Raw genomic sequence first — 12,916 nt, 5'->3', positions numbered from 1 at the left:
GGCCTCGGCATGACGCCGAGCCGTCGGGGTCGGTGCGGTGGTTGCGGCAGGTGTGGGGCCGGCGGTCCGGCGGGGGACCGGTCCCGGACGGTTCCCCGTGCGGCCGGGTACGGGCCGACCGGCGTTGCGGCCCGGGTGCGCGGAGGGCCACGCTGAGAGCGGAAGACCGCGCTGAGAACAGGACCGCGCTGAGAACAAGACCACTTGCCCGACGACCACCCGCCCGGAGCCCGCGATGCCGATCAGGATTCTGCTGGAGGGCCGCCCCGGCAGCGGGAAGACCACCGCGATCCGCCGACTCGCGGCGCTGCTGCCGACCCGGGAGACCTCCGGCTTCACCACGGAGGAGATCCGTACGCACGGCACCCGGGTCGGCTTCGCGCTGGAAACGCTGTCGGGCGAGCGTGCCGTGCTCGCCCATGTCGACTTCCCGGGGCCGCCACGGGTCGGGCGGTACGGCGTCGACCTGCGGGTCATGGAGCGCCTGGCCCTGCCGTCCCTGGTGTGGACGGAGCGCACGCTCGTGCTCATCGACGAGCTCGGCCGGATGGAGTTGGCGTACCGCCCGTTCGAGGACGCCGTCCGGGCCCTGTTCGCCGCCGAGGTCGGCATCGTGGCCACCGTCCAGGCGCAGCACGGCCCGTTCACCGACGCCCTCAAGCGCCGCGCCGACGTCGAGATCCTCCGGCTGACCGCGGCGAACCGGGACGCCCTTCCCGAACGGCTGGCGGCGCGGCTGGAGTCGGCGAGACGCTGATCCCGTACGAGAGGACGCATCCGACGGCCCGCCCCGGTGGCACCGTATCCGCGATCACCCGACGACACGACGACCTGCTGCGCGCCTCGGCCCGCTGGTCCGGGCGCGCCACCAGGCCCCCGGCCACGAGCGCGTCCGCCGGGATCCATACACCCGCGCTCTCGGCTCCCTTCCTGGCTCTATGGCTCCTTCTAGTCGCTGACGGCCGTCTGATGCGGCACTCGGCGTCGCAGCCCGCGGCGACGCGCGAGGTGGTCGCTGATCTGCTGTCCGATCCTGGGGGTGAGCTGCCCGTCCGGGCAGGGGAAGCCGAGTGCGGCCGCCAGGGTGGCGCCATGGATGTCAACCACGGATTCCACCATGGCGGCGAACTCCTCGGCGGCGGCTCGTCCCCGGGCCCAACCGGCGGTGACCAGTACGGCTGCGGGGAGCGCGGCAGGCCACCACCAGCAGGCCACCGGCAGGCAAGCCAGTCCCCACACCTGGGTCTCGGCGGCCTTCCGAAACCTGTCCGAGGCTGAAGTGAGCTCCGCCGCGGCCGACTCGGGGAGCAGCAGCCAGAGCCGTGGCCAGACCCGGGCCAGGTCGAGGTGGTAGTAGGTCCCGATTTCCACGTGCAGGCGGCCGAACCTGGCGCCGATCCCCGACGCCGGTCCGGTGGCCCCGGTGGCCGGGTCGGTCCGTGCGCGGCCGAGTCCCCAACGGCCTTCGCCGAGCCACAGCTTCTGCGCCACCGGTGCGAGCTCCCGGACGGCCAGTCCGGCCGCCGCCGATGCCACCGCTGCGAACGCCACGACGATCCCCAGGAGCACCGCGATTCGGAGGTCGGAACGGGCGGCCGGATCGACCGTGTCGGCCGAATCGGCAAGCAGCATAGGGACGTTCAGGGCGTTTCGGTGCCCCAGCACGTGGGCCGTCCAGCAGAGCGCAACGAACAGCAGTCCGGGCAGGCCGAGTTGGGCTGCCCATCGTTCGGTGGCCTTGCCGAGGAACCCCTTCAGCAGTGACGTCATCGTCGGCTCCGATCAGTCACGCCGCAGCGGAAGTGCGTCAACTCCACACAGGGGCACCGGCTGTCCGACGAAGCCGCGTCGCCAGTGCCGCTCGCAGCGGTCGCCCGGGCAGACCCACACCGCTTCGGGCTCGCCCAGCCGGCCGCCCGGCAGAGGTGCGGTACGGACACCCCCGTCGCTCACCACGAAGCCCGCGCGTTCCAGTGCCGCCGTGAGCTCCTCGGGCGTCGCCTCGCCGGTGCCGATCCGTGCGACCAACTCCCTTATTTCGTTGGGCGGTAGCTCCTCCCTCAGGTCCTCCAGGTACTCGCACACGTAGCCGGCGACGGCTTCCCTCGAAAGCACTGACAACCTCCCGCGCTGTGGCCCACCATGGCGTCATGACTGCCCCCGGATTCTTCCCGCCTGACGGCACCGAACCGGAACTCATGGCCGTGCTGAAACATTTGCTCGCCTTCGCCGCCGGCGGCGGACAGGCCGAGCTGCATCGGGAGCGAGCCGTGCTCGCGCGGTCCGCGCTCCTGGAACGAACCGAGAACACCCCCTACTGCGAACCGCGCAAGGCGCAGGCCCTCGGGCTCTGGGCCTGGGCCGACATCCTCGCGGGCCACACCGAACGGGACACCGCCGCCTTCGCCGCCGACTGGCTCACCATGGTCGGGCGGGTCTCCCCGCTGCTGCTGCCGTCGCCGTTGCGCGAGCGCGCGCCGATCGGGTGGGACGCCCGGTGGCTTGTCGACACCGCTGCCGGAACCGCCGGGCCACGGGCGACCACCGAGTTGCGGTACTTCGTCAACTCCGGGCTCGGCTGGGGGCGTAGCGCCGACGTGGTCGCGGCGGTCGGCCGCTTCGACCAGGCCGTCCAGGCCCTTCGGGAGGGGAGCGCCGACGACGCGGTCGACCTCCTGGAAGAAGTGCTCGACCGCCTGCCTGTCGGGCACTGGCTACGCCCGACCACGGGGGCCGCGCTCGGCGCCGTCCTCATCGGCGAGGCAGCCCGCCGCGGGAGCTCCGAGCCCTTGCGCCGCCAGGCGCTCACCGCGGTCGAGCAGGCCATCGGCGAAGCCCCGCCGACGCACCCGCGCCGGGCCTGGTTCCTCACCCTCCTGGCGATGGCCACGGCGCCCGATGACCTGTCTTCGCCGCTCTCCCGGGCCGGCCTGGAGCGGGCCATCACGATCGGCCGGCAGGCCATCGCCGCCACCGAGCCCGCCGACCCGGACCGCATCCTCTACTTCACCTCCCATCTCCCTCACCTCGCTCTCCGCCTCCACACCGGCTCCGACGAGGACGGCCGCCTCGGCGCCGAACTGGAGGAGCTGGCGCTGCGCATCGCCGACGACGGGATCGCCGACGACGGCTCCATCACCCAGAGCTTCAGCACCCTCGTCTCGTACCTGATCCCCCGGTTCGCCGGCACCGGCGACGCGGCGACCCTCGCCCGGGCCCGGGATCACATCGCCCGTTGGACCGAGCGGACAGCATCCGACCCCGACCGGCTGGGCGAGGCGCGCCTCGCCCACGCCAGGCTCCTCAAGGCCGAGTTCGACCTGACCGGCGCCGTCGGCCTGCTCGACGAGGGGGTCGCGCTGTGCCGAGCCGTCCTCGACAGTCCTGCGGGCGGGCTGGTCCGCCCGGACGCCCGCATCCTGCTCGATCAGCTGCGCGGCACCCGCCGGAGGGCTGTCGACTCCACCGACGGCCTGGACGAGCCCGCAGAGCCCCTGGACCTTCCGACCGTGGACGAGCTCGCAGGTGACCCCGCGCTGGCCGAACTGTCAGCCCGGCAGCTCCGGAACCGCCAGGTCGAGGCGCTCACCGCCGTGTTCTTCCGAGCTGTCGACCGGTACAACCAGGCATGGTACGGCGGTCACCCCCTGGACCCCGACGACGTCAGGGAGGCAGCCAAGGCGCGGCCGGCCGCCGAGGCCAGGGCGGCAGCCGAGCAACTGCTGGCCGTCCTCGACCCGGATACCGACGCGGGCCTGGTGGCCATCGTGAAGCGCTTCGTGGAGATCGTGTCCTTCCCCGGCGAGCCCGACCTCGACGCAGTGACCGAACTCGGCCGGCTGTTCGAGGCGAACAGCCTCGACGTTCCGCCGGACAGCCCGACCGGCCGGGTAATCCACCAGAGCGCGCAGGCGATGGAAACCGGCAACCCCTGGTCCCCAGGAGCGCCGGACAAGCTGCGCGCCCAGCTTCCCGACGCGCGACCCGGCAGCGTCCGCGAGGCCGAGATCCTCGCCGGTCTCGTCGCCGCCGGGTGCACGCAGTACGCGAACACCCCCGACCCCGGTGTGCTCACCGACCTCCTCGCCCACGCCGACCGGCTGCTCGCCCACCCCGCGGCCCGCCCCGCCCAGCTCTTGCTGGCCGCCCGCGACGCGGCCCACACCGCGGTCCAGGCCGGCGACTGGCCCGCCGCCGCCCGGCTGCTCGGCCGCGCCGCGGACACCATCCCGCTGCTCGCCTCGCCCCGGCTCGGCCGCGACGACCTCGAACGCATCCTCGGTCGCCACGCCCTCGTCCTCGGTGCGGACGCCTGCGCCGCCGCCCTGAACGCCGGCGCCCCGCCCTTCCGGGCGCTGCAGCACCTCGAGGCCGCCCGCGGCGTCCTGCTCGCCGGCGGAATCGCCGGCCGTACCGACCTCGGTGAACTCCACCGCGTCCACCCCGAGCACGCCGCCGAACTCGAAGCACTGCTCACGGCCGACCACGGGGACGACGCCGACCGCCGCCAGGCCGACGCCGGAAGCCGCGAACGCCTCCTCCGCCGCATCCGGAGCCTGCCCGGCTTCGAGCACCTGCTGCTGCCGCCGCAGGCCCGGGAACTGCTCGCCCTCGGCGCGGCCGGCCCGATCGTCACCCTGACCGGCAGCCATCTGCGCGACACCGACGCCATCCTGATCGCCGACGGCCGATGCACCTCCATCCCGCTGCCCGATGCGCCGCTGGACGAGGCGGCCTGCTGGGCGGTGAGGCTGGAGGAGGTGAACCGCGAGCGCGAGAGCCAGGGACCAGTGGTTCCGCGCAGCGTCGTGTCGCGCCAGTCCGAGGCGATCTCCGGCCTGCTCAGCTGGCTCTGGGAGGCCGTCGGGGAGCCGGTCACGGCCGCCCTCGACCTGCCCCACCGCCCCGGCCGACCGCTCCCGCGCCTGTGGTGGGTGCCCACCGGGCCGTTCGCCGTGCTCCCCCTGCACGCCGCCGGCCTGACCGACGTCGGCGGCCAGGACCCGGCACACAACCTGCTCGACCGTGTCGTCAGCTCGTACGCGCCGACGCTTCGATCCCTGCACCACACCCGCAGGCAGCCGTCGCGCGCCACCGCCAAGCCGATGCTCGCCGTCGAAGGGCCCGGTCTCCACCCTGACTACCGGGAGACCGACCCCATCCGGCGACTCGTCCCCGGCACGGACGTCCTCGACGCGACCACCACCGCCGACCAGGTGGCCGCCTGCCTCACGGACTATGCCGCCGTGCACTTCTCCTGCCACGGAAACCGCGAGGCGGGTCTCTTCCTCGCCGACGGCAGCCGACTCACGCCCCGGCACGTCGACCGGATGCGGCTGGACGGCGCCCACCTCGCGTACCTGTCCGCCTGCTCCACCGCCATCGACTCCGGCCGCCTCCTGGACGAACCGCTGCACGTCGCGGCGGCCTTCCAGCTCGCGGGATACCGGCACGTCGTCGGCACCCTGTGGCCGGTCCGGGAGGACAGCGCAGTGGACGTCGCCACCTCCTTCTACGGCAACGTTCAGATCCCTCGCGCCCCCGACGGGCGCATCGCCAGGGCCCTCGCCGACGCGGCGCGACGGCAACGGGCGAAGACACCACGGCTGCCGGCGGACTGGGCGGGTTACCAGCACATCGGTGCCTGACTCTTGTTGACGGGGGCCCGAGAACCGCGGTGAGAGGCGGGAAGCAGGAGCACGCCTTCGACGCCGACCCGGTGCCTCGTGCCCGGCGCCTCGTGCCCGGCGCTTGGGCCCCGCGCTTGCGCCCCGGACGGCCACCCGGCCGCCCGGGGCGCGCCACGCGCCGTCGAGACCGAAGCGTTCGTGTTCACGGCCACCGTCGTGACCCAGACGGAGAGCAGCAGCGCGATTCCCGCTGCCTGACCGCCGCCCGGATCCGGCTCGACCCGGAGCTCGCGCTCCTCGTCCGCCGGTGGCTCAGGCGCCCTGGCGACCGAGGTTCCGTCCGCCACCTGCCCGCCCGGATCGGCGCGCCATCGACAAGCTCGCCGGTTACCGTGACCTCGCCGGAAGGCCCCGCGATCGGAGGGTGGAGATGGAGAACGCTGTCGGCCAGATGCTGGCCTCGGCGGTCGGTGTGGCGATCAGCCCGATTCCGCTGATCGCGATGGTGCTGATGCTCGCGACGCCGCGCGGTCGGAGCAACGGCGGCGCGTTCGCGCTCGGCTGGGTGGTCGTGGTGGCGCTGGCGACCTCACTGATCGTGGCCTTCGGCGGCGACATGCGGACCGGAGACGAGCCCGCCGAATGGACGTTCTGGCTCAAGCTCGCCCTCGGCGTCCTCTTCCTGCTGATGGCGGCCAGACAGTGGCGGGGCCGCCCGCGCGAGGGCGAGGAGGCGCCGGTCCCGAAGTGGATGCAGGCCATCGACAGGTTCACTCCCGGCAAAGCCGTCGGACTCGCGGCCGTACTGGTGCTGGCCAACCCGAAGAACCTGGTGCTGGTGGTCGAGGGAGCGGTCTCGATCGCGTCCAGCGGGGCGAGCGCGGGAGGCAAGGCGCTCGCCGTGGTGCTGATGGTCGTGATCGCCTCGCTGTGCGTGCTGCTGCCACTGGGCGTCTTCCACTTCGGCGGTGACCGGGCCGAGGGCATCCTGGCCGGCTGGAAGGCGTGGATGACCGCGCACAACAGCGCCATCATGACCGTGCTGCTGCTCGTCCTCGGCGTGAAGTACCTCGGTGACGCACTGACGGGACTGGGCGGATGACCGCCCACGGCTGACGGATACCCGCCGGCCGGCGCGCCCTGCAGCGCACGACGCGGTCCGGACGCCGACAGACCCTCCAGTCACGCGGCGTGGCTGCGTGATTGCCCTCGGCGGCTGCACAACGATCGCTGGGCAAACCCGTGGCGTTCCGTTGAGCGAGTCGAGGTGACGTGGTGTCGCAGCCGCAGATCGAACGTTCGTTCCCCTCCTACTGTCGCGAGCACCGTGAGCGGTACTCGACCGGACGGGTGACCAAGATCAAGGACCGGCCGATCCGGGTGCTGGAGAACCTGGGCGGGTGGGCGGTGAACAGCATCGTCATCGAGGGCGACGACGGGCTGATCGTCTACGACACGGGAATCTGCCGGGAGCAGGGCGAGCTGATCGCGGCCGCCCGGCCGCGGCTGGCCCGAACTCCCCCGACCTGCCCGCCATGCAATGCCGCGACGACCCCGCGAAGGGCCCATGGACATCCGGTGGCGAGTTGACCGAGCCACGCTGCGCAAGGACGCAGTGGCCGGCCTGGTACTCGGAGTGGAAAGCGTCCCCGACGGCCTGGCGGCCGGCGTACTCGCCGGGGTCAGCCCGCTGTCGGGCCTCTACGCGTACCTGTTCGGGATGCTCGGCGGCTCGTTCTTCACCGGCTCGGTCTTCATGGCGGTCCAGGCCACCGGCGCCATGGCCGTCATCATCGCCGACACCCCGGTGATCCACTCGGGCGCCGATCCCGCTCGGGCGTTGTTCACGCTGTCCGTGCTGACCGGTGTGGTGATGCTGGCGGCCGGGTTCCTGCGACTCGGATCGATGCTGCGGTTCGTGTCGAACGCGGTGATGGTGGGGTTCCTCAGCGCCGTCGGCGTCAACATCGTGCTCGGTCAACTCGCCAACCTCACCGGCTACCGGGCCGCCGGAGCCGACCGGGTCGTCCGCACCGTCAACACCGTCACCCATCCCGGCGAGTTCCACGTGCAGTCCCTGACCGTGGGGCTGGTGACGATCGCGCTGGTACTCCTGCTCGAACGCACCAGACTCGGCCCGCTCGGGCTGGTGCTGGCGGTCGCCCTCACCTCGGCCGCGGTCGCCGCCCTGGGCCGGCACGGCATCGCCACGGTGCGCGACCTCGGAGCCGTCCCGCGTTCGCTTCCCCTACCCGCGGCGCCGCTGCTGTCGGCGGTCCCGTCGCTGCTGGTCCCGGCGCTGTCGCTGGCGCTGGTGGGCCTCGTCCAGGGGGCGGGCATCTCGTCGAGCTTCCCGAACCCGGACGGCCGTTACCCCGACGCCTCGCGCGACTTCATCGGGCAGGGCGCCGCGAACGTGATCGCCGGGGTGTTCCGCGGAATGCCGGTCGGCGGGTCGATGTCCGCCACCGTGCTGAACAAGACAGCGGGCGCGCGGTCCCGCCTGGCCCTGATGATCGCCGGCCTGGTCATGGCGGTGACGATCACGGCCTTCGCCGGCGTGGTCGGCCACATCGCCATGCCCGCCCTGGCCGGCCTGCTCATCCTGGTCGGCTGGCGCACCGTCAAGCCCGCAAGGCTCGCGTCGGTGTGGCGGACCGGCGGGTGGCAGAAGGCCGTACTGGTGACCACGTTCACGCTCACCATGGTGATCCCGCTGCAGTACGCGGTGCTGACCGGCACGGGCCTGTCGGTGATCCTGCACGTGGTGCGCCAGTCGAACCGGCTCACCGTCAAACGACAGCAGTTCGACCCGGCCGGGCACCTCGTCGAGAGCGACCCGCCGACGAACCTCCCCGCCGGCGAGGTGGTCGTCCTCCAGCCCTACGGAAGCCTGTTCTTCGCCGCCGCCCCGGCCCTGGAAGCCTCCCTGCCGACCCCCACCGAAGCCTCCCGCCACACGGTGGTGATCCTGCGACTGCGCGGGCGCACCGAACTGGGCACCACGGCCATCGGCGTGCTGCGCCACTACGCCGAGGCCCTCGCCGCGACCGGCGGCAAGCTCGTCATCGCCTCGGCCGGCGAACGCATCCAGGACCAGCTCCGGGTGACAGGGGTCACCGACCTGATCGGCCCCCAGAACATCTACCCCGGCGACGAGCGTGTGGGCGCCACCCTCAAGCGCGCCTACGCCGACGCGCAACGCTGGGTGCAGGACCAGCACGGCGACGAGACCGGCCGACAGTGAGCGGCGGGACCACCCGCACCGAGCCCGGGTTCGCCGTCCCCCCCAACGGGCCGTCCCCCGACCACGGGAAGTCGGCGGCCATGCCGCAGGTCCAGCTCCACGTGCGTTGACGTGAGAGGCGGGTCGCGGCGTCACCACCGACAACCGTCACTGCCACCCGCGTGGGCGCCTGCAACGTCGCTCACCCGCCGAGGGATGCCGTGGACGGCTCAGGTCAGCTCGACGATCGCCTCAATGATGAACTTGGCGGACAGCACCACCAGCAGGCTGATCACGATCGTGGAGTTGTGCCTGGTCAGCCACGCCCTCCAGCCCTCCAGAGTCGCCGCCCCGCCGGACCCGGCGAACACATAGACCCCCAGCGGAACCAGGACGCCCAAAGAAGCCACGACGACGAACACCACCAGCGCGAGGGCTTTCACCCCGACACGGGAGGCCGCGCCGTCGACCGCGGCGATCGCCCCGACGGTCAGCGCGAGGTTCGCGGGGTTCACCCCGGACAGTGCGGCGGCGAGCCCCGCACACTGGCCCGGCGAGAACTTGTCGACCTTCGCCATCCACGTCGGCATCTCGGCCGCCTTGCCGCGCCGTGGCCGGTCTCGCCACTGCTTGACGGCGAGCAGCGCGAACAGCACCCCCAGCGCGAGCGTGAGCCACATCGTCCACGTAGCGGCCTTCCCGCCCGCATGGGCGTCACGGCCGACGATCAGCATGATCACACCGACCGCGGCCAGCGTGGCCATCCAGCTGGTGACGAAGGCGATCCCCTTGGCCCGACCGCGCCGCGCGGCAAGCATCAGAACCAGCGCGATCACCGGCAGCGGGCTGACGGCCACACCGACGGCAGAACTCAGCAGCTGACTGATCGCGCCACCCATGCGGCAATGTCCTCTCTCCCGGAACCGACCGAACCCGCCACGTTCGCGGACAACGGAGACCCGACCACCCCGCACCTCCGGGACAGCAGCGATGCACGTTGATCGTGCCGACCACCACCAGGGCGAGACTGGCACCAGCCAAGCAGGGTGAGCAGGTACCAGCGGGCCCGGGGCGCGGCGACGTGCTCACCGACGGGGCGGAGTCGTTGGTCCAGGCATCGACGAACCGGATGACGAAGTCCCGAAGTCATGCATCCTCCTGATCGTCGGCCGGCGCGTCGTTGCCACCCGCGAAGCATCAGTCGGGCCCTGCAGGGCTACCCGCCTTGCACCTCGCTTTCCTCCGAAGAGTCAGCGTTCACCTGTTTGACCGACGAACCGCGCAGGGCACCGGGCCCCGACCAGGGCGCGCAGGTCCTCCGAGGCGTCCCAGCCATAGGTGGAGAACCCCCGCCCGTCGCCGGCGAGGTAGGCGGTGAGGGCGGCGTGCGAGGTGGGGAACATGGGGGTGGGCAGCGCGGAGGCGTCCATCCACAGGACGGCGAGGTGCTTGTCCGGCTCGGTGTTCGTCAGTTCGCCCCGCCACGAGGTCGCGGCGAAGACCGAGAGCAGGAACGGGCCCTTGCCGTCCCACCCGGCCTTGACCTGAATGGTGTGGACCAGCCGCAGCTCCTCGGCGGCGACGACCAGGCCCGTCTCCTCGTGCAGTTCGCGGGCGGCGGCCTCGTCGAGGCGTTCGCCCTCCTCGGCCTTTCCGCCGGGGACGGTCCAGGCGGGGACCGTGGACCAGGAGTCGTTGGCGTAGTGGACGCAGGCGACCTTGCCCGCCTTCTCGTCGTGGACGATGACGCAGACGGCCTGGCGCAGGGACTGCATGGGTGCTCCAACCGATAGGGGGAGAAGGGGTCTTCACGCGACGGGGTTCGGGTCGCGCAGCAGGTCCAGGACGGTGCGGGCGTGCCGGTCCACGTCGTGGAGGACGGTGGGGGCGCTCACACCGGCCAGCCGACGGTGGACAGGGCGCTGCCGCGGGTGATCTCGCGGAGCGCGTGGACGGTGTAGGGCACGGTGTCGGCCGGGAGTCGGTCGAGCAGCCAGAAGCGCAGCGCGTCGCACTTGTGCGGTTCGGCGTTCCGGACCCGGCCGTCGTAGCGGGTGGGTCGGAAGAACAACTGGAGGCGGCTGCGGCCGTCGTCGGCGTCGAGGTGGTGCAGGGTGTGGACGAGCGCGAGGTCGTCCTCGGCGATGAGGATGCCGAGTTCCTCCTCGGCCTCGCGCGTCATCGAGCGGGTGACCGTCTCCCCGGGCTCCATGTGTCCGGCCGGCAGGTGCCACAGGCCGTTCGCGTAGGCGGTGTTGTGGCGCCGGCCGAGGAGCACGGTGTCGCCGGCGAGCAGGACGAGGTGGACGCCGACGACCAGGGTCGGCGGCTCCGTCCTGGTGACACGGGGCACGATCGTGGAGCAGTGGCGGGTGTCGTCGAGCGGATTCACGAGGTGCTCCCGGACGGCAGGCCGGCTGCTTCGGTGAGCATCGGCAGGTAGTGCTGCAGATACGGCGGGACCTTCAGGGCGAGCACCTCGTCGAGGGGGACCATGCGCACGGCCAGGCCCTCGTCACCGAGCCGAAGATCGTTCTCGTCGCCGTCCCAGACCGCGTGCAGGACACGGGTGAGCGGGTGCACGAGGTCATGCTGCGGACCCGGCACCGGCCGCATTCCGGTGACCGTGATCCCGGCCTCCTCGCGGACCTCACGGGCCGCGGTCTGCTCGGGCGTCTCGTTCGCCTCCCGCCATCCGCCGATCGGCGTCCAGTGGCCGGGCCAGGCGATACCGGGTTTGTCGTCCCGCCGGTGCATCAGCAACCGCCCCGCTGAGTCGGTGACGAAGACCATGATGCCCTCGAAGTCGTCGGCAGGGGCCGGGCGTTCGAGGTAGAGCGCGGTACCGCAACGGTGGGCGCGCAGGATCTGCAGGAGTCGCCGGTAGCGGTCCACGGTCATGAGGGCGTGCCAGTCGTGGGCGGTCTCGAACCGCCACTCGCTGTGCTCGGAGGGGTCGAGCCGGATGCGGGCCTGCTGCTCGGGCGTCAGGACGCCGCCGTCGAAGACGTAGCCGCAGACCGGCACGGGGTACTCGGTGCCGGCCTGCTCGTGGATGACGGCGACCAGGCGCCGCCGGGCGATCACCTCGGGGTTCTCTGCTGCGAGGTCGAGGCCCAGCTCCTCCTCGGCCTCCCGCACGGCGGTGGTGAAGGGCGTCTCGCCGTGCTCGACGTTGCCACCGGGGAAGTTCCACACGTCCGGGTTGACGGTCGAGCGCATCCCGAGGACGCGGCCCTGGGGGTCGGTGACCAGGAGGCAGCCGTAGGAGCTGGGCCGGGCGATGGTGGTGAGGTAGCCGCCGACCGGCCGCCAGCCCGGGATGCCCAGGCGTCGGGTGAGCCATTCGATCACCGCGCGCTGACCGTCGCCGGTCGGCGGCAGGGCGTCCGGGTGGGCCCACTGGTGGCCGTCGTGGTCCGGGGAGAGGGCGATCTCGGTGCCGTCCGGTACGGCGGTGGTGAACACGAACTGGCGCACGCGCCGCCCGTGCTGGTTGGTGAAGTCGAGATGCCGCACGTACTCCAGCGGCAGGCCGGTGAGCCCGGTCTCTTCGAAGAGTTCGCGGGCCGCGCCCGCGGGCACCGTCTCGCTCTCCTCCCGGCCGCCACCGGGGTACTCCCACAGGCCCGGCAGCACGTCGTGCGGGGACCTGCGGATCATCAGGATCCGTCCCGAGGCGTCGCGGACCACGACGCCGACGCCGATCCGTTCGATGCCCTCGTGTGCGGCGAGGTTCGTGAGTACGCCGAAGTCGATCATTGATCAGGCTCCTCGGAGTCGCGGGCGGGCACGGTCGGCCGGCCGGAAGAGGCGATGCCGGCGGCCTGGCCGGTGGGGTTGTCCACGAGGACCTCCAGACGTGGCTGGTGTTCGAGCGTGCGGAGCCGTCCGTCGGCGAACGGCGCGGCAAGTGCGCACTCATGCACCGGAGTTGGACGGGTTCGCGCGAGCGGAGGTGACTGATGATGGTGCTGTTCGAACGCAGCGCTCAAGCGAATTCGCTCCGGGCGAGCCCGGGTCGAACGGGGACATTTCGAGCACCCCGCGCGCGTGCTCC

The 12,916-nt window shown here is 72.3% G+C and carries 12 protein-coding genes; 5 read left to right on the top strand and 7 right to left on the bottom strand.

Annotated elements, in window-relative coordinates; genetic code table 11:
- The first annotated feature begins 235 nt into the window (after positions 1–235).
- Entirely contained in the window at positions 236–757 is a 522-nt protein-coding gene (locus tag ACZ5OX_RS17605) for a nucleoside-triphosphatase (protein ID WP_465630744.1), read from the top strand.
- Positions 758–948: 191 nt separating this feature from the next.
- Here the strand turns inward: ACZ5OX_RS17605 and ACZ5OX_RS17600 are convergent, their stop codons facing one another.
- Both ACZ5OX_RS17600 and ACZ5OX_RS17595 read right to left on the bottom strand, forming a co-directional pair.
- Positions 949–1,770, bottom strand: a complete 822-nt coding sequence (locus tag ACZ5OX_RS17600) for a hypothetical protein (protein ID WP_465630742.1) — start codon at positions 1,768–1,770, stop codon at positions 949–951.
- Positions 1,771–1,782: 12 nt separating this feature from the next.
- Positions 1,783–2,115 carry a hypothetical protein gene (locus ACZ5OX_RS17595; RefSeq protein WP_465630740.1) on the bottom strand — a complete coding sequence of 111 codons (333 nt, stop codon included), beginning with the start codon at positions 2,113–2,115 and terminating at the stop codon, positions 1,783–1,785.
- A 35-nt stretch (positions 2,116–2,150) separates the two neighbouring features.
- Between ACZ5OX_RS17595 and ACZ5OX_RS17590 the strand changes: the two genes are divergently transcribed.
- The 4 genes from ACZ5OX_RS17590 (at position 2,151) to ACZ5OX_RS17575 (ending at position 8,877) form a co-directional block, all read left to right on the top strand.
- On the top strand, positions 2,151–5,648 hold the full coding sequence (locus tag ACZ5OX_RS17590) for a CHAT domain-containing protein (RefSeq protein ID WP_465630739.1): 3,498 nt from the start codon (positions 2,151–2,153) through the stop codon (positions 5,646–5,648).
- 412 nt (positions 5,649–6,060) lie between these two features.
- Complete coding sequence (locus ACZ5OX_RS17585; RefSeq protein WP_465630737.1) at positions 6,061–6,732, top strand: GAP family protein; 672 nt, start codon at positions 6,061–6,063, stop codon at positions 6,730–6,732.
- A gap of 173 nt (positions 6,733–6,905) precedes the next feature.
- On the top strand, positions 6,906–7,220 hold the full coding sequence (locus ACZ5OX_RS17580; protein WP_465630735.1) for a hypothetical protein: 315 nt from the start codon (positions 6,906–6,908) through the stop codon (positions 7,218–7,220).
- A complete protein-coding gene (locus tag ACZ5OX_RS17575) occupies positions 7,171–8,877 on the top strand; it encodes a SulP family inorganic anion transporter (protein WP_465630734.1) in 1,707 nt (568 codons plus the stop codon). The genes ACZ5OX_RS17580 and ACZ5OX_RS17575 overlap by 50 nt, the downstream gene beginning before the upstream one ends.
- Before the next feature lie 209 nt (positions 8,878–9,086).
- Here ACZ5OX_RS17575 and ACZ5OX_RS17570 read toward each other — a convergent pair whose 3' ends face one another.
- From ACZ5OX_RS17570 to ACZ5OX_RS17550, 5 genes are all read right to left on the bottom strand, one after another.
- Entirely contained in the window at positions 9,087–9,755 is a 669-nt protein-coding gene (locus ACZ5OX_RS17570; protein ID WP_465630732.1) for a GAP family protein, read from the bottom strand.
- 351 nt (positions 9,756–10,106) lie between these two features.
- The gene (locus ACZ5OX_RS17565) at positions 10,107–10,631 is read right to left on the bottom strand and encodes an NUDIX domain-containing protein (protein WP_465630730.1); all 525 of its coding nucleotides are present in this window, start codon (positions 10,629–10,631) and stop codon (positions 10,107–10,109) included.
- 116 nt (positions 10,632–10,747) lie between these two features.
- Positions 10,748–11,248, bottom strand: a complete 501-nt coding sequence (locus ACZ5OX_RS17560) for an NUDIX hydrolase (protein ID WP_465630728.1) — start codon at positions 11,246–11,248, stop codon at positions 10,748–10,750.
- Positions 11,245–12,618, bottom strand: coding sequence for an NUDIX hydrolase (locus ACZ5OX_RS17555; protein WP_465630727.1), 1,374 nt, complete (start codon positions 12,616–12,618; stop codon positions 11,245–11,247). The genes ACZ5OX_RS17560 and ACZ5OX_RS17555 overlap by 4 nt, the downstream gene beginning before the upstream one ends.
- On the bottom strand, positions 12,615–12,851 hold the full coding sequence (locus ACZ5OX_RS17550; protein WP_465630725.1) for a hypothetical protein: 237 nt from the start codon (positions 12,849–12,851) through the stop codon (positions 12,615–12,617). Before ACZ5OX_RS17550 ends, ACZ5OX_RS17555 begins: the two co-directional genes overlap by 4 nt.
- Positions 12,852–12,916 lie beyond the last annotated feature (65 nt).

The organism is Kitasatospora sp. NPDC032121 (assembly GCF_055580145.1).
The sequence above is the reverse complement of the archived record's forward strand: the minus strand, read 5'-3'. Positions and strand labels throughout refer to the sequence as shown.

What these genes read in the sequence shown, in the direction of transcription:
- ACZ5OX_RS17605 (WP_465630744.1), top strand. Translation starts at nt 236, where the DNA reads ATGCCGATCAGGATTCTGCTGGAGGGCCGCCCCGGCAGCGGGAAGACC.
- ACZ5OX_RS17600 (WP_465630742.1), bottom strand. Translation starts at nt 1,770, where the DNA reads ATGACGTCACTGCTGAAGGGGTTCCTCGGCAAGGCCACCGAACGATGG.
- ACZ5OX_RS17590 (WP_465630739.1), top strand. Translation starts at nt 2,151, where the DNA reads ATGACTGCCCCCGGATTCTTCCCGCCTGACGGCACCGAACCGGAACTC.
- ACZ5OX_RS17585 (WP_465630737.1), top strand. Translation starts at nt 6,061, where the DNA reads ATGGAGAACGCTGTCGGCCAGATGCTGGCCTCGGCGGTCGGTGTGGCG.
- ACZ5OX_RS17575 (WP_465630734.1), top strand. Translation starts at nt 7,171, where the DNA reads ATGCCGCGACGACCCCGCGAAGGGCCCATGGACATCCGGTGGCGAGTT.
- ACZ5OX_RS17570 (WP_465630732.1), bottom strand. Translation starts at nt 9,755, where the DNA reads ATGGGTGGCGCGATCAGTCAGCTGCTGAGTTCTGCCGTCGGTGTGGCC.
- ACZ5OX_RS17565 (WP_465630730.1), bottom strand. Translation starts at nt 10,631, where the DNA reads ATGCAGTCCCTGCGCCAGGCCGTCTGCGTCATCGTCCACGACGAGAAG.
- ACZ5OX_RS17555 (WP_465630727.1), bottom strand. Translation starts at nt 12,618, where the DNA reads ATGATCGACTTCGGCGTACTCACGAACCTCGCCGCACACGAGGGCATC.